Source organism: Serratia sp. Nf2, from assembly GCF_003028435.1.
Lineage (GTDB): Bacteria > Pseudomonadota > Gammaproteobacteria > Enterobacterales > Enterobacteriaceae > Serratia > Serratia marcescens_L.
Map to the genome: position 1 here is coordinate 187,988 of NZ_PYTW01000011.1, position 15,423 is coordinate 203,410.

Here is a 15,423-nt window from a genome sequence, read left to right on the forward strand (position 1 = left end):
TCGGTCAACACGCGCATCATACGAGGAAGCGATCATTAGGTGAAATTGATGTTTCTAATCCCGCATCAGCGGAACTAATACTCAAATCGGCGTGACGAACCCCAGCTCCTGCGAGATGCGTTGTGCGGTAGCCAGCACCGGTTTAATCAGGCTTTTAACGCCGATCTGCTGCAGCTTGGCGGTCGGCAACGAGACAGACACCGCATAGGGCACGCGCTGTTGAATATCGAACACCGGCGCCGCCACGCAGGAGACCCCCAGCTCGTTTTCTTCGCGATCCATCGCCATGCCGCGCTGACGAATATCGGCCAGTTCCTCATACATCTTCGGCAGCTCGGTGATGGTATTGCGCGTCAGCGTCTGAATCTCCTGCTGATGGGTCTGCCAGTAGTGGGCTGGGTAATCGTCGTTGCCGTAGGCCATGAAGATTTTCCCCATCGCCGAACAGTACAGCGGCATATGCTGACCGATATAGGCGCGGGTGCGCATCATGCCGGTGGTCGGCTCCAGCTTGTAGATCAGGATGACGTGGTCGTCTTCGCGGCTGGAGAAGTTGACCGTCTCGCCCACTTCCAGGTTCAGCTGTTCCAAATGCGGCGCGGCCACGTGAATGATATTGAGTGACGACAGCGCCTTCTGGCCGATGGAAATGAACTTGGTGGTCAGGCGGTAGCTGCCCGGCGACGGCGCCTGGGTCACATAGCCGCTGGTGTGCAACCCCTGCAGCAGGCGATGCACGGTGCTCTTGTTCATGCCGGCCAGCTCGGACAGATGCGCCAGTGGGCATCCGTTGGGGAAATTGCTCAGGATCTCAATCAACTGCAAACCGCGGAACAGGCTTTGGCTGCCCAGCGGTTTGTCTTTCTTGTCATCTTTCTCGTCGACGGCTTTCAGGCTCATAGCGAAAATCTCTCCAGTGTCGAACCGCCAACCGGCGCTGCGGCGAAGTCAGCAGGCTCTTTGCCGGGCATGTTACCCCAAGGCCCGCATCAGGTGAAGACGGAACGCCGTTTCATTGTCCGCAGCGAGCCAAAAATCCGCAATATTTCCCCCGCATTGAAGTGAGCCATCGGTCACACTTCCGCAAAGTAAAAAATAACCCATTGTTTAATAAAAACAATTAAAACTTCATCACCTTTGATTTAGCGCAACGAACGTCATATTATTTTTGAAATTGAATTTCGCATATTGAAATTTAAAGGCCAGATACTCACCAGCGGTTTGGCTAATTTGCCCGGCATATTCGCTCGGGCGCAACACCAGGGGCGCATCACATGACTATGGATAATGCGGCACAACCCATCCTTACCCTCAGCCACATCGTCAAACGATTTGGCGGCAACGTGGCGGTCAACGACGTCAGCCTGCAGGTAATGCCGGGCGAGGTTCTGGCACTGCTGGGCGAAAACGGCGCCGGCAAATCGACGCTGATCAAAGTGCTGGCGGGCGTCTACCCGCGTGACGGCGGCGATATTCGTTTTCAGGGCGCAAGCATCGCCTCCGCCGCCGCGATAAAAAGCGACAGCCGCCAGCCGATCGCCTTTATTCATCAGGATCTCGGCCTGATCGAATGGATGACGGTGGCGGAGAACATGGCGCTGGTGATGGGGTTTCCCCGCCGCTTTGGGTTGATCGACTGGCGCGCCATTCGCCGCCGGGCGGCGCAGGCGCTGCAAGACGTCGGTATCGCGCTCGATCCCGATGCGCGCGTCTTCGAACTGTCGCGCACCGAAAAATCGCTGCTGGCGATCGCCCGTGCGGTGGCGGTCAACGCCGAGTTGCTGGTGCTGGATGAACCGACCGCCTCCCTGCCCGCCAACGACGTGCGTCATCTGTTCGCCGTGATCAACCGGCTGCGCGCCAAAAAGGTCGGCATGATTTACGTCACCCACCGTCTGGACGAAGTGATCGAAATCGCCGATCGGGTCTGCGTAATGCGCGACGGGCGCTATGTCGCCGGCGGCCGCACCGCCGACTACTCCCTGCGCGATCTGGTGCAAACCATCGTCGGCGAAGCGATGGCGGACGATCAGCGCGAACCGCTGCCGGAACATCGTCCGCCGGTGTTGCAGCTCGATAGCGTCACGGTGGGCGACATCGGCCCGGTGAGCTTCGATTTGCAGCCGGGCGAGATGCTGGCGCTGGCCGGCCTGCGCGGGGCCGGGCAAGAAGAGATCGGCCGGCTGCTGTTCGGGTTGCGTCAGGCCGACGGCGGCGCGATTCGGTTTCGCGATCGGTCCTATCAGGCGAGCTCCCCGCAGCAGGCGATGGCCTGCGGCGTTTCGCTGGTCGCGGGCGATCGCACCGGCGAAAGCCTGGTGATGTCGATGAGCGTGCGTGAAAACCTGTTTATCAACCCCTGCGCCAGTGGCCACCGGCTGCTCTCCCGCTACGGGCGACGAGCGGAGATCGGCGCCAGTTGGTGGAAAGTGCAGCTGTTCGACGTGCGCCCCAAGGACGTCAATATCGATATCAGCGCGCTGTCCGGCGGCAACCAGCAAAAGGTGGTGATGGCGCGCTGGATGCACCTGGGGGCGCCGCTGCTGATCCTGGAAGATCCCACCGCCGGCGTGGACGTCGGCGCGCGCGCGGAAATCTACCACCTGCTGAATAAATCCCTGGCGGAAGGCGTGGCGGTGCTGGTGATCTCCAACGATTTCGAGGAGATCGCCCATATTTGCAACCGCGCGCTGGTGTTCAACCGCGGGAAAATGGTCGGCGAACTGAAAAATCAACAGGTGTCATTCGCCAATTTATTGGAGCTGGCCTCTGCCAGCACCGGGGAAAGCGTCGCAATCACGTCAGAATCCGAGGTAGGCCATGTCTAAAACATCCGTTAAATCAACCGCGCTGGAGCAGCGCGTCAGCCTGGCGCAGGACGGCGCCGGCCCCTGGCTGATGCAGGTTCTCACCCGCTATGGCCTGCTGCTGCTGTGCGTCGCGCTGGTCGTGCTGTTCTCACTGATCACCCCCTCTTTCGCATCGATGCTGACGCTGCAGGCTATCTTGTCGAGCAAGGCCAAAATCGCCCTGTTGGCGCTGGCGGCGACCATCCCGATGATCGTGGGCAAGATCGATCTTAACGTCGGCTTCGGCATTGTGCTGTGGCACATCCTGGCGATCACGCTGCAGGTGGAATACGGCTTCTCCTGGCAGATGGCGGTGCTGACGGTGCTGGCGATCTCGGCGCTGTACGGGTTGCTGAACGGCATTCTGGTGGCGCTGGCCGATATCGACAGCTTCGTCGCCACCCTCGGCTCCGGCACCGTGCTGTACGCCATTGCCCTGTGGCATTCCGGCGGGCGGCAGATCGTCGGCGACTTGCCGGATGCCTTTATCGCGCTGCACCACACCGAGATCGCCGGCATTCCGATCGTGGCGTTTTACGTGCTGATCGTCGCGGTGGTGCTGTGGCTCATCACCGAACACACCCCGCTCGGTCGCTGCATGTATGCGGTGGGCGGCAACCCGGCGGCGGCGCGCCTGAACGGCATTTCGGTCAACCGCTTCACCATCGGCGCTTTCATCGCCTCCAGCGTGCTCACCGGTTTCAGCGGCGTGTTGATCGCCGCCGAACAGGGCGTCGGCCAGGCCAGCGTCGGCATGGACTATCTGCTGCCGGCGCTGGTCGGCGCCTTCCTCGGCAGCACCACCATTCGCCCAGGACGCGTCAATGTCTGGGGCACCGTGGTCGGCATCGCCATTCTGGCTATCGGCATCGCCGGCATTCAGCAGTTCGGCGGTGAATTCTGGGTCGAGCCGCTGTTCAACGGCGCGACGCTGTTGCTGTCGATCACCCTGGCCGGCTATGCCCAACGCCGCCGGCTACTCAATCAGAAAGCGGTACAACGCAGCCAGACGACGCCAACTGACAACAACAATCAGACAGCGACCCACCCTTAAACCAGGAGCACACCATGAAACGCATTTGGCTGTTACCGGGGTTCACCACATTATTGCTCGCCGCATCGCCGGCCTGGGCCGACGCCTATCTCGATCAGGCCACCGCCGCCGTCGCGAAGGCCACCGCCAGCGCCACCCAGTGGGATGGCCCCACCAGCGGCCCGCAGCTGCAGGCCAACAAGAAGATCATTTTTATCGCCTCCGACATGAAGAACGGCGGCGTCCAAGGGGTGCAACAGGGGTTGAGCGAAGCGGCAAAAGCCGCCGGCTGGAAGCTGGAAACGCTCGACGGCGGCGGCTCGGTGAAAGATCAGCTGGCATCGCTCAATCAGGCCATCGCCCAGAAACCGGACGGCATCGTGATCGGCGGCTGGAACCCTAACGTCGCCAAGATCCCGCTGAAAAAGGCCGTGCAGCAGGGCATCGTGCTGACCGCCTGGCATGCGGTGCCGGAACCGGGCCCCATCGCCAAATACAATGTGTTCTATAACGTCACGTCGGACTCCAACGAAGTGGCGCGCATCGCCGCGCAATACGCGGTGGTGCAGTCCGGCGGCAAGGCGAGCGTGCTGATCTTCACCGACTCGCTGTATCAAATCGCGCTGGACAAGGCCAACGTCATGAAAGACGAGATCGCCAAATGCAGCGGCTGCACGCTGCTGGAATTCATCGATACGCCGCTGGCCGATACCGCCAACCGCATGCCGGCGATGACCTTCAGCCTGCTGCAGAAGTACGGCGACAAATTCCAATATGCGCTGGCGATCAACGATCTGTACTTCGACTTTATGGCACCGGCGCTGAAGACCGCCGGCAAAGGCGGCAAGAACGCGCCTTACAACGTGTCGGCCGGCGACGGTTCGATCTCCGCTTACCAGCGTATCCGGTCGGGCGACAGCCAGTCGGCGACGGTGCCGGAACCCTTGAAGCTGCACGGTTGGCAACTGCTGGACGAATTCAACCGCGCCTTTGCCAAGCAGCCGCCTTCCGGCTACGTCACCCCGGCGCATCTGGTGACCCGCGACAATATCGCCGCCGACGGGGGCGCCAATAACCTGTATGACCCGCAAAACGATTATCAGGGCCATTACAAAGCGATCTGGGGCGTGAAATGAACGGCGATTCATTGCGCACGCACGCCCGGCTCGAGCGCCTGTGTTCGCCGGCGATCTGGGCCGAGGGGCCGGTGTGGCTACCGCAGGAGGATGCGGTGGTGTTCAGCGATGTGAAAGGCAACCGCATGTTCCGCTGGTCGCGCCGGGGTGAGCTGACCCTATACCGTTCGCCGTCGCACTACGCCAACGGCAATGCGCGCGACGGCGAAGGGCGCGTGGTCAGCTGCGAACACGGGCGGCGCGGCATTAGCCGCACCGAAAGCGATGGCGAGGTACGTCTGTTGATCGATCGCGTCGACGGCAAGCGCTTTAACTCGCCGAACGACGTGGCGGTGCGTTCCGACGGCACCCTGTGGTTCACCGATCCGCCCTACGGCATCATCGGCGACGAAGAGGGTTACAAATCGGAAAGCCAGGTGATCGGCTGTTATCTCTACAGCTTCGATCCGCGCGACGGTTCGCTGACCATCGCCGCCTGCGACCTGCAGCGCCCGAACGGCCTGGCGTTTTCACCGGATGAAAAATGGCTGTACGTTGCGGACATGTCGATCGTGGATTTTCCGACGCTGGGCCGCCGCGAGCTGCGCGTCTATGCGGTCAACGGCCGCGGGCTGGAAGCCGGCCGCCGTTTTGCAACGGTGGGGCCCGGATTCCCGGACGGCTTCTGCGTCGATCGGACCGGCAATCTGTTTTGCAGCTGTGCCGACGGCGTGCTGGTCTTTGATCCAGAGGGGCGGCAGATCGACAAAATCAGCGTGCCGGAACGCGTCTCCAATTGTACCTTCGGCGGCCCGAACGGCGATGAACTCTATATCACCGCCACCACCTCGCTCTACCGCATGGTGCTGAACACCCGCGGTTAGCCGGGGTCTCGCAAGACGCAGGGTGGGTTTCGATCCGCCCTGCTTTGTCACGTCTGAAGCACGCCATCTCCACCAAAACGTGGCGGCGATCACAAAATCACCACTCAATTTTAACGTCATGTTTTTCATGAACAATTTTACTTCCCCTTGCTTTGACTTCCCTGAACCGCCGGGATAGCATTTATTTGAAATTCAATTTCGCATATTGAAATTTAGCGAACCAAAAACAAACGATTCGCACAGGCGGAGAACCGGCATGAGAGTGAGTTATAGCGAGTTAAAACACCAATTCAAACGCGTGCTACTGGCGCGCGGCGTGGCGGAACCTATCGCCGACGACTGCGCCGGCATGTTCGCCGACACCACCGCCAGCGGCGTTTACTCCCACGGCGTTAACCGCTTTCCGCGCTTTATTCAGCAGCTGGACGCCGGCGATATCGTGCCGGACGCCGAACCCAGCAAACTGCTGTCTCTGGGGGCGATCGAGCAATGGGATGCGCATCAGGGCATCGGCAACCTTACCGCCCGCCGCATGATGGATCGCGCCATGCAGTTGGCCGACGATCATGGCATCGGCCTGGTGGCGCTGCGCAATGCCAACCACTGGATGCGCGGCGGCGGTTACGGCTGGCAGGCGGCGGAGAAAGGCTATATCGGCATTTGCTGGACCAACTCGATCGCCGTGATGCCGCCGTGGGGCGCCAAAACGTGCCGTATCGGCACCAACCCGTTGATCGTCGCCGTGCCCGGCAACCCGATCACCATGGTGGATATGTCGATGTCGATGTTTTCCTACGGCGCGCTGGAGCTGAACCGGCTGGCGGGCAAAACCCTGCCGGTGGACGGCGGCTTCGACAACGACGGCCACCTGACCCGCGATCCGGCCATCATCGAAGAGAATCGGCGCATTTTGCCGATGGGGTATTGGAAAGGATCGGCGCTGTCGATCGTGCTGGACATGATCGCCACCCTGCTGTCCGGCGGCGCCTCGGTGGCGGAAGTGACGGAAGATCACCGCGACGAATACGGCGTCTCGCAGGTGTTCATCGCGATTGAGATAGACCGGTTGATCGACGGCGACAGCCGCGATCAAAAACTGCAGCGCATCATGGATTACGTCACCAGCGCCGAGCGGGACAACCCCGACGTCGCCATTCGCCTGCCGGGCCACAAGTTCCCGCGCATTCTGGAAGAAAACCTGCGCGACGGCATTCCGGTCGACGAGCGGGTTTGGGCGCGCATTCAGGCGCTGTAACGGGAGGATCATCATGATATTCGGCCACATCGCCAACACCGCGCCCGAGCAGTACCCGGCGCCGGTCGCCAACGCCGTCGCCTATCTGCAGCGCACCGATTTCAGCGTCTTGCCCGCAGGGCGTTATGAAGATCCCGCCACCGGCTACGTGGTGCAAGTGCTCGATCTGCATACCCAACCACCGGATGCGCTGCGCCCGGAAGTCCACCGGCAAAACGTCGACGTGCAGTTTCTGGTCAGCGGCACCGAGCTTATCGGCGTCGCGGCGGACAGCGGCGACAACGTCATTCATCAGGAGCTGCTGGCACAGCGCGACATCCTGTTTTATCAGGACGTGACCGACGAATCCTGGCTCACGATGCAACCCGGCAACTTCGCAGTATTTTTTCCACAGGACGTGCATCGCCCGGCCTGCATTAACCAGCGCCCCTGCGCGATACGCAAGGTGGTGGTGAAGATACCGCTGGCGTCGTTTAGCGCCTGATAGACGCAACACCCGTAACGATAACAACACCGGTCCATGGGGCCTGTGTGGGCTCCCTTGCGCCCAAATCAAACAAAACAATAACGCCCGACCCTACAAAAAAGCGAACATCGAAAGAGGTCCTTATGAATACAGCCTCCGTTTCCGTCAGCCAAAGCCAGGCTATCCCCAAGCTACGCTGGCTGAGGATCGTGCCGCCGATCCTCATCACCTGCATCATTTCTTACATGGATCGGGTCAACATCGCCTTCGCCATGCCCGGCGGCATGGATGACGAACTCGGCATCACTGCTTCAATGGCCGGGCTGGCCGGCGGCATCTTCTTTATCGGTTACCTGTTTCTGCAGGTGCCCGGCGGCAAGCTGGCGGTATACGGCAACGGCAAGAAATTCATCGGCTGGTCACTGTTGGCCTGGGCGGTGATCTCGGTGCTGACCGGGCTGGTCACCAACCAGTACCAGTTGCTGTTCTTGCGCTTCGCCCTCGGCGTTTCCGAAGGCGGCATGCTGCCGGTGGTGCTGACCATGATCAGCAACTGGTTCCCGGATAAGGAGCGCGGCCGCGCCAACGCCATCGTCATCATGTTCGTGCCGATCGCCGGCATCCTCACCGCCCCGCTGTCGGGTTGGATCATCACCGCCTGGGACTGGCGCATGCTGTTTCTGGTGGAAGGCGGTCTGTCGCTGGTGGTGATGGCGCTGTGGTACTTCACCATCAGCAACCGGCCGCAGGAAGCCAAATGGATCTCGCAGGCGGAAAAAGAGTATCTGGTGAAGACCCTGCACGACGAACAGCTGCTGATTAAAGGAAAAACGGTGCGCAACGCCTCGCTACGCCGGGTGCTGGGCGACCGGATCATGTGGCAGTTGATCCTGGTGAATTTCTTCTACCAGACCGGTATTTACGGCTACACCCTGTGGCTGCCGACCATTTTGAAAGAGCTGACCCACGGCGATATGGAGCAAGTGGGCCTGCTGGCTATTCTGCCCTATATCGGTGCCATCTTCGGCATGCTGATCATCTCCACCCTCTCCGACCGCACCGGCAAGCGCAAAGTCTTCGTCGCCCTGCCGCTGGCCTGCTTTGCCGCCTGCATGGCGCTGTCGGTGCTGCTGAAGGATCACGTCTGGTGGTCTTACGCTGCGCTGGTCGGCTGCGGCGTGTTTATTCAGGCGGCGGCCGGGGTGTTCTGGACCATACCGCCCAAATTGTTCAACGCCGAAGTGGCCGGCGGCGCACGCGGCGTGATCAATGCGCTGGGCAACCTCGGCGGCTTTTGCGGCCCGTATATGGTCGGCGTCCTGATCAGCCTGTTCAACAAGGACGTCGGCGTCTACAGCCTGGCGGCTTCGCTGGCGATCGCCTCCGTGCTGGCGTTGATGCTGCCCAATAAATGCGACCACAGCGCGAGGAACCCATGATGGAATATTGGCTGGGGCTCGACTGCGGCGGCACCTTCATCAAGGCGGGATTATACGACCACAAGGGCCATGAACACGGCGTTGCGCGGCGCAATCTGGCGATCGTCGCGCCGCAGCCCGGCTGGGCCGAGCGAGATATGGCATCGCTGTGGCACACCGCCGCCGACGTGATCCGCGAAGTGCTGTCCGCCAGCGGCGTCGCCGCCGGCGCCATTCAGGCCGTCGGCATCTCGGCGCAGGGCAAGGGGGCGTTTCTGTTGGATAAACAGGGGCTGCCGCTGGGCAACGCCATGCTCTCTTCCGACCAGCGCGCGCTGGCGTTGGTGCAGGAATGGCAACGGCAGGGCGTGCCGCAGGCGCTGTATCCGCAAACGCGCCAAACGTTGTGGACCGGGCACCCGGTCTCGCTGCTACGCTGGCTGAAGCGGCATCAGCCGGAGCGTTACGCCCGCATCGGCAGCGTGCTGATGGCGCACGACTACCTGCGCTATTGCCTGACCGGCGAGCTGGCCTGCGAAGAAACCAATATCTCCGAATCCAACCTGTATCAGATGCGCAGCGGACGCTATGACCCGGCGCTGGCGCAGCTGCTGGGTATCGGCGACATCATGCCCGCCCTGCCGACGATTGTCGGTTCGGCCGAGATCGCCGGGCGCGTCGCGGCAAACGCCGCGGCCATCACCGGCCTGCAAACCGGCACCCCGGTGGTCGGCGGGTTGTTCGACGTGGTGTCCACCGCGCTGTGCGCCGGCCTGCAGGACGAAACCCGACTCAATGCGGTGATGGGGACCTGGTCGGTCACCAGCGGCATCACCGACGCCATCGTCGAGGGTTTCGATCATCCCTTTGTCTATGGCCGCCACGCCGAAAGCGGCCAATACATCGTGCACGAAGCCAGCCCCACCTCCGCCGCCAACCTGGAATGGTTCTGTCGCCAATGGGGGCTGCAGGACTACGGCCAGCTTAACCGCTGGGTCGCCGCCCTGCCGAAAGCCGCCGGCGATCTGCTGTTCGCCCCTTTCCTGTATGGCTCCAACGCCGGTCTGGGGCTGAGCGCCAGCTTCTACGGCCTGCAGGCCTTCCACCAGCGCGAGCACCTGGTGCAGGCGATCTACGAAGGCGTGGTGTTCTGCCACATGACGCACCTTAACCGCATGCGCCGGCGTTTCCCTGAGGCGCAGGCACTGCGCGTGACCGGCGGCCCCGCCAAATCCCTCCCCTGGATGCAAATGTTCGCCGACGTCAGCGGCCTGCCGGTGGAGCTGCCGCAGGTGGAAGAAACCGGCTGTCTGGGCGCGGCGATGGCGGCCATGGTCGGCAGCGGCGTCTTCAACGATTTCACCGCCGCACAGCACCGGCTGGCGCCGCGTATCGAGCGGCTGCTGCCTGATGCGGCCGCTGCCGAGGCTTACGACAACAAACACCAACGTTATCAGGCGCTGATTGCTGCATTGCAACATCTGCAGCCCGCCAACAAGGAGGCCCCATGAGCACGAAACCGCGCCTGCAGCTGGCGCTCGATCAAACCCGTTTGGATACGGCGCTGCGCACCGCCGAGACCCTCAGCCCCCATGTGGACATCATCGAGGCCGGTACCATTTTGTGCATCAGCGCCGGCATTCAGGCGGTTAGCGCGCTGCGCGAGCGCTGTCCGCAGCACACGCTGGTGGCCGATCTCAAGGTGGCCGACGCCGGCGCGACGCTGGCCGAGCAGGCCTTCGGCCAGGGCGCGGACTGGATGACGGTGATCTGCGCCGCGCCGTTGGCCACCATGGCCAGCGCACGGGAAGTCGCCGAGCGTCACGGCGGTGAAATCCAGATCGAACTGTTCGGCCGCTGGACATTAGAGGATGCGCGGCAATGGCGCGGCCTCGGCATTCGCCAGGCGATCTATCACCGCGGCCGCGACGCGCAGGCCAGTGGGCAAACCTGGGGCCGGCAGGATTTGGATCGGATGAAGGCACTGTCCGATCTGGGCATCGCGCTGTCGGTGACCGGCGGCATCACGCCCGCCGACCTGCCGCTGTTTAAAGAGATCGCCGTCACCGCTTTTATCGCCGGCCGCGCGCTGGCCGAGGCCGGCGATCCGCCGGCGGCCGCCAGGCAGTTCCGCACCGCCATCGAAGACATCTGGAGATCATGATATGCGTCAGCACCCGTTGGGAATTTACGAGAAAGCGCTGCCGAAACACCTGAGCTGGCCCGAACGCCTGGCGCTGGCCAAGGCCTGCGGCTTCGACTTCGTCGAAATGTCGGTGGACGAAAGCGATGAACGCCTGGCGCGCCTGAGCTGGAGCAAAGCGCAGCGCCTGGCGCTGGTGGATGCCATGCTGGAAACCGGCATCCGCATCCCGTCGATGTGCCTCTCCGGCCACCGGCGCTTTCCGTTTGGCAGCCACGATCCGGCGCTGCGACAGCGTGCCTTCGACGTGATGGAACAGGCCATTCAGCTGGCCCAAGACGTCGGTATCCGCACCATCCAACTGGCCGGCTACGACGTGTATTACGAAGAGCAGGACGAGGGGACGCTGGCGCGCTTTAGCGAAGGCATGCAGTGGGCGGTAGACCGTGCCGCCGCCGCCCAGGTGATGCTGGCGGTGGAAATTATGGATACCGCCTTTATGAACTCGATCGGCAAATGGAAAGCCTGGGACACCCTGTTGGCCTCGCCGTGGTTCACGGTGTATCCGGACGTCGGCAACCTCAGCGCCTGGGGCAACGACGTGCCGCGTGAATTGGAGCTGGGCATCGATCGCATCGCCGCCATTCACCTGAAAGACACCTACCCGGTCACCGCCGCTTCGCCGGGGCAATTCCGTGACGTGCCGTTTGGCGAAGGCTGCGTCGACTTCGTCGAGGTGTTTCGCACGCTGCAGCGCCTCAATTACCGCGGCGCATTCCTGATTGAGATGTGGACAGAAAAAGCCGAGGAGCCGGTGGCCGAGATCGTTCAGGCCCGCCGCTGGATCGAACAGAAAATGCAACAAGGGGGCATGACATGCTGACTCAGTTAAAACAACAGGTGCTGGAGGCCAATCTCGATCTGCCGCGCCATAAGCTGGTGACCTTTACCTGGGGCAACGTCAGCGCGGTGGATCGCGAACGCGGCCTGGTGGTGATCAAGCCTTCCGGCGTTGAATACGAGCATATGACGGCGGAGGATATGGTGGTGGTCGATCTGGCCAGCGGCCGCACCGTCGAAGGGGCAAAAAAACCGTCGTCGGACACCGCCACCCATCTGGCGCTGTACCGCGAATTTGCCGATATCGGCGGCATCGTCCACACCCATTCGCGCCACGCCACCATCTGGGCGCAGGCCGGGCTGGACATCCCCGCCTGGGGAACCACCCACGCCGATTATTTTTATGGCGCTATTCCCTGCACGCGCCTGATGACCCAGGATGAAATTGAGCACGATTACGAACTGGAAACCGGCAAGGTGATTATCGAAACCTTCCGCCGGCGCGATATCAATCCCAACGCTATCCCAGCGGTACTGGTCAACGCCCACGGCCCCTTCGCCTGGGGCAAAGACGCCCACAACGCGGTGCATAATGCGGTGGTGCTGGAAGAGATCGCCTACATGGGCATTTTCTCACGCCAGCTGACGCCGGGCATTCACAGCATGCAGCGCGAACTGTTGGACAAACACTACCTGCGCAAACACGGCCAAAACGCCTACTACGGGCAGTAGGCGCCGGGGCCTTAACCGCTGCACCTGATGCTTTGCCGCATCGGGTGCCTGCGGGCATGAGGCGCAGTGATAACGATAACCGCATTCGCTCATCGGCGAAAAATTCGCTATCATCCGCACCCACCTTCCAGCCGGCCGCCCGATGTCTACGATCACCGATACCTTTATCGCCCCGCCATGCCATGACCAGATAGAGATCCTTTATCAGGACGACCATCTGGCGCTGATCAATAAGCCAGCTGGGCTGCTCAGCCTGTCGGGCAAGAATCCGCAGAATCTCGATTCGGTACACCACCGGCTGGTACAGATCTTCCCCGGCTGCGCCCTGGCGCACCGCCTGGATTTCGGCACGTCCGGCTTGATGGTGGTGGCCCGCAACAAGGCCGCCAACGCCGCGCTCTGCCGGCAGTTCAGCGAGCGCACCGTCGGCAAAGTGTACAGCGCGCTGCTGTGCGGCCACCTGGCGGAAAACGAAGGGGTAATAGACGCGGCGATCGCCAAAGATCCGGCGCTGTTCCCGCTGATGTCGATTTGCGCCCTCCACGGCAAGCCCGCCCGCTCCCGCTATCGGGTCGTCGAGCGTTTTTATCGTGAAGCGGAGGGCGGGATCTCGCTGCCGCTGACGCGGGTGCAGCTCACCCCAGAGACCGGGCGCACCCACCAGCTGCGTATTCACAGCCGGCAGTTGGGCCACCCTATTTTAGGCTGCGATCTGTATGGCGGGCGACTGCTGCCGGGTACCGAACAGACGCCACGGCTGATGTTGCATGCCAGCGAACTGGACTTTGTGCACCCCATCACTGGAGAGCGGATCGCCGCTCGTCACGCCGCGCCGTTCTGAACGCGGCTTACCACATCAAATCGTCGGGCACTTTAAAGTCGGCGTACGGATCGTCTTCATCCTGTTCTTCCTGACTCAGCGCGCTGTGCAACACAATGCTGGCCACATCGCGCTGCGCGATTTTATCGGCGACGCTCGCGGGGATAATCGCGTATTCACACTCTTCCCGGTTCTCGACCACCAAGCGGGCAATGGCGAGGCGGCCATTGATCAGCTGGGTCTGCGTCGCCTTATCCACCAGAATTTTTTTGATCAGGTTACCGTCGGTGAAGTTGAAACCGATATCGCCTTTCGCCAGGACGATACGGTTCATCTCGATCAGTTGCTTCACCTGCGCCTTGTATTCTTTGGACAGCGCGGCCTGCTTTTGCTGCTCGTTCAACTGCTTATCGCGCTCAAGCTGCGCCTTTTTATTCTCTTCCACCGCCTCTCTGGCCTCGCGGGCCTGAACGCGTGATTTTTTAGCCGTTCTTTGGACTTTGGCCATTTTCTTGCTGGTTACCAAGCCCGCTTTGAGCATCTGCTCTTGTAAGGTGAGTTTTGTCATGTTCGTGTCTGAAGCCGTGGGTTATGGGGGGATTATACCCGTAATTTTTCAGGCTGCACCAGGTTGCCGGCCCAACCCACCGGCGGTTTGCGCTGCAGGGCAACGGCGGTAAACCGAGCCGAACGTCAGATCATGAATACCGCTCATGTGGTAATGAAATTAAGTCTCTTTCACTCCCTGCGGGACTCTGGCAAAAATAGACCTCATTAACGACAGACAATATGAAATCGGCTGAATGAAAAAAGAGAAAAACAACCCATTGAAATACATGGATAAATCCAGCCTTCATATCATATAACAGGATGCTATAAGACGATGAATAGAGACTTTGCCTTTACGATTAAGAGCAGTTCTTTCGATGAAGATTATAACCCTTCTGAAAGTACGCGTATCACCACCAATTTCGCCAATTTGGCCAGAGGGGAAAACCGCCGGGAGAACCTGCGCAACACGCTGGTGATGATTAACAATCGCTTCAATTCGTTGGCGAATTGGGATAACCCCAAGGCCGACCGCTATTCGGTCGAACTTGACATCATTTCGGTTGAGATGCGCGTTGAAGATCAGGGTGCCAGCTTCCCGGTGATCGAAATCCTGAAAACCAACATCATTGATAAAAAAACGCAAAAGCGTCTTGAGGGCATCGTCGGGAACAATTTCTCCTCTTACGTGCGCGATTACGACTTTAGCGTCTTGCTGCCGGCGCACAATAAAAACACGGCGGAGTTCAACATTCCGGATGATTTCGGCGATTTGCACGGCAATATCTTTAAGCATTTCGTCAATTCAAACGAATACCATGAGAATTTCAGCAAACCGCCGGTGATCTGCCTCAGCGTGTCCAGCAAAGACACCTATCATCGGACGGGCAATCAACATCCGGTGTTGGGCGACGAGTATCGGCAAGACGGCGCTTCGCTGACCGACCGGTATTTTAAAAAAATGGGCCTGCAGGTGCGCTATTTCATGCCGAAAAATAGCGTCGCGCCCCTGGCGTTTTATTTCCCCGGGGATTTGCTGAGCGATTACACCGATCTGGAACTGATCGGCACCATCAGCACGATGGAGACCTTCCAAAAAATTTATCGGCCTGAAATTTACAATGCCAACTCGGCGGCGGGGCAATGCTATCAGCCCAGCCTGAATAACCAGGATCATTCATTAACCAAGATTGTTTACGATCGCGAAGAGCGTAGCCAGTTAGCGATTGAGCAGGGGAAATTTACGGAAGAGCAATTTATCAAGCCCTACAAGCCCATTCTTGAGCAATGGTCTGCTCACTACGCGCTTTGATTCACTT

Annotated in this window: 15 protein-coding genes; 13 read left to right on the forward strand and 2 right to left on the reverse strand. The window is 60.6% G+C overall.

Features of this window, described 5'->3' with window-relative positions:
* Window positions 1-81: 81 nt before the first annotated feature.
* Window positions 82-900, reverse strand: coding sequence for an IclR family transcriptional regulator (locus C9411_RS22170; protein WP_025304160.1), 819 nt, complete (start codon window positions 898-900; stop codon window positions 82-84).
* Window positions 901-1,274: 374 nt separating this feature from the next.
* On the opposite strand from C9411_RS22170, the gene C9411_RS22175 reads away from it, so the two are divergent.
* From C9411_RS22175 to C9411_RS22230, 12 genes are all read left to right on the forward strand, one after another.
* Window positions 1,275-2,828, forward strand: a complete 1,554-nt coding sequence (locus C9411_RS22175) for a sugar ABC transporter ATP-binding protein (RefSeq protein WP_063990672.1) — start codon at window positions 1,275-1,277, stop codon at window positions 2,826-2,828.
* Entirely contained in the window at window positions 2,821-3,903 is a 1,083-nt protein-coding gene (locus tag C9411_RS22180) for an ABC transporter permease (RefSeq protein ID WP_063990671.1), read from the forward strand. The genes C9411_RS22175 and C9411_RS22180 overlap by 8 nt, the downstream gene beginning before the upstream one ends.
* 14 nt (window positions 3,904-3,917) lie before the next feature.
* Window positions 3,918-5,018, forward strand: coding sequence for a substrate-binding domain-containing protein (locus tag C9411_RS22185; protein ID WP_063990670.1), 1,101 nt, complete (start codon window positions 3,918-3,920; stop codon window positions 5,016-5,018).
* Window positions 5,015-5,881 carry an SMP-30/gluconolactonase/LRE family protein gene (locus C9411_RS22190; RefSeq protein ID WP_107227944.1) on the forward strand — a complete coding sequence of 289 codons (867 nt, stop codon included), beginning with the start codon at window positions 5,015-5,017 and terminating at the stop codon, window positions 5,879-5,881. Before C9411_RS22185 ends, C9411_RS22190 begins: the two co-directional genes overlap by 4 nt.
* A gap of 256 nt (window positions 5,882-6,137) precedes the next feature.
* A complete protein-coding gene (gene yiaK, locus C9411_RS22195) occupies window positions 6,138-7,136 on the forward strand; it encodes a 3-dehydro-L-gulonate 2-dehydrogenase (protein WP_063990668.1) in 999 nt (332 codons plus the stop codon).
* Between the two features lie 13 nt (window positions 7,137-7,149).
* The gene (locus tag C9411_RS22200) at window positions 7,150-7,620 is read left to right on the forward strand and encodes a YhcH/YjgK/YiaL family protein (protein WP_063990667.1); all 471 of its coding nucleotides are present in this window, start codon (window positions 7,150-7,152) and stop codon (window positions 7,618-7,620) included.
* A 125-nt stretch (window positions 7,621-7,745) separates the two neighbouring features.
* Window positions 7,746-9,041: an MFS transporter gene (locus C9411_RS22205; RefSeq protein WP_063990666.1), complete on the forward strand. Its 1,296-nt coding sequence runs from the start codon at window positions 7,746-7,748 to the stop codon at window positions 9,039-9,041.
* A complete protein-coding gene (locus C9411_RS22210; protein WP_107227945.1) occupies window positions 9,041-10,531 on the forward strand; it encodes an FGGY-family carbohydrate kinase in 1,491 nt (496 codons plus the stop codon). Before C9411_RS22205 ends, C9411_RS22210 begins: the two co-directional genes overlap by 1 nt.
* On the forward strand, window positions 10,528-11,184 hold the full coding sequence (ulaD, locus tag C9411_RS22215) for a 3-keto-L-gulonate-6-phosphate decarboxylase UlaD (RefSeq protein ID WP_063990664.1): 657 nt from the start codon (window positions 10,528-10,530) through the stop codon (window positions 11,182-11,184). The genes C9411_RS22210 and ulaD overlap by 4 nt, the downstream gene beginning before the upstream one ends.
* A gap of 1 nt (window position 11,185) precedes the next feature.
* Window positions 11,186-12,046: an L-ribulose-5-phosphate 3-epimerase gene (locus C9411_RS22220; RefSeq protein WP_060422091.1), complete on the forward strand. Its 861-nt coding sequence runs from the start codon at window positions 11,186-11,188 to the stop codon at window positions 12,044-12,046.
* Window positions 12,040-12,735, forward strand: coding sequence for an L-ribulose-5-phosphate 4-epimerase (gene araD, locus C9411_RS22225; protein ID WP_033649413.1), 696 nt, complete (start codon window positions 12,040-12,042; stop codon window positions 12,733-12,735). Before C9411_RS22220 ends, araD begins: the two co-directional genes overlap by 7 nt.
* Before the next feature lie 142 nt (window positions 12,736-12,877).
* Window positions 12,878-13,576, forward strand: coding sequence for an RluA family pseudouridine synthase (locus C9411_RS22230; RefSeq protein ID WP_107227946.1), 699 nt, complete (start codon window positions 12,878-12,880; stop codon window positions 13,574-13,576).
* A 7-nt stretch (window positions 13,577-13,583) separates the two neighbouring features.
* On the opposite strand, the gene C9411_RS22235 is transcribed toward C9411_RS22230, so the two are convergent.
* Entirely contained in the window at window positions 13,584-14,123 is a 540-nt protein-coding gene (locus tag C9411_RS22235) for a DUF2058 domain-containing protein (RefSeq protein ID WP_107227947.1), read from the reverse strand.
* A gap of 315 nt (window positions 14,124-14,438) precedes the next feature.
* Here C9411_RS22235 and C9411_RS22240 point away from each other — a divergent pair, with 315 nt between their 5' ends.
* On the forward strand, window positions 14,439-15,416 hold the full coding sequence (locus tag C9411_RS22240) for a DUF1852 domain-containing protein (RefSeq protein WP_063990662.1): 978 nt from the start codon (window positions 14,439-14,441) through the stop codon (window positions 15,414-15,416).
* Window positions 15,417-15,423 lie beyond the last annotated feature (7 nt).

Bases quoted from the DNA above. Each gene is read 5' to 3' on its own strand.
- C9411_RS22170 (WP_025304160.1), bottom strand. From the start codon at position 900: ATGAGCCTGAAAGCCGTCGACGAGAAAGATGACAAGAAAGACAAACCG.
- C9411_RS22175 (WP_063990672.1), top strand. From the start codon at position 1,275: ATGACTATGGATAATGCGGCACAACCCATCCTTACCCTCAGCCACATC.
- C9411_RS22180 (WP_063990671.1), top strand. From the start codon at position 2,821: ATGTCTAAAACATCCGTTAAATCAACCGCGCTGGAGCAGCGCGTCAGC.
- C9411_RS22185 (WP_063990670.1), top strand. From the start codon at position 3,918: ATGAAACGCATTTGGCTGTTACCGGGGTTCACCACATTATTGCTCGCC.
- C9411_RS22190 (WP_107227944.1), top strand. From the start codon at position 5,015: ATGAACGGCGATTCATTGCGCACGCACGCCCGGCTCGAGCGCCTGTGT.
- yiaK (WP_063990668.1), top strand. From the start codon at position 6,138: ATGAGAGTGAGTTATAGCGAGTTAAAACACCAATTCAAACGCGTGCTA.
- C9411_RS22200 (WP_063990667.1), top strand. From the start codon at position 7,150: ATGATATTCGGCCACATCGCCAACACCGCGCCCGAGCAGTACCCGGCG.
- C9411_RS22205 (WP_063990666.1), top strand. From the start codon at position 7,746: ATGAATACAGCCTCCGTTTCCGTCAGCCAAAGCCAGGCTATCCCCAAG.
- C9411_RS22210 (WP_107227945.1), top strand. From the start codon at position 9,041: ATGGAATATTGGCTGGGGCTCGACTGCGGCGGCACCTTCATCAAGGCG.
- ulaD (WP_063990664.1), top strand. From the start codon at position 10,528: ATGAGCACGAAACCGCGCCTGCAGCTGGCGCTCGATCAAACCCGTTTG.
- C9411_RS22220 (WP_060422091.1), top strand. From the start codon at position 11,186: ATGCGTCAGCACCCGTTGGGAATTTACGAGAAAGCGCTGCCGAAACAC.
- araD (WP_033649413.1), top strand. From the start codon at position 12,040: ATGCTGACTCAGTTAAAACAACAGGTGCTGGAGGCCAATCTCGATCTG.
- C9411_RS22230 (WP_107227946.1), top strand. From the start codon at position 12,878: ATGTCTACGATCACCGATACCTTTATCGCCCCGCCATGCCATGACCAG.
- C9411_RS22235 (WP_107227947.1), bottom strand. From the start codon at position 14,123: ATGACAAAACTCACCTTACAAGAGCAGATGCTCAAAGCGGGCTTGGTA.
- C9411_RS22240 (WP_063990662.1), top strand. From the start codon at position 14,439: ATGAATAGAGACTTTGCCTTTACGATTAAGAGCAGTTCTTTCGATGAA.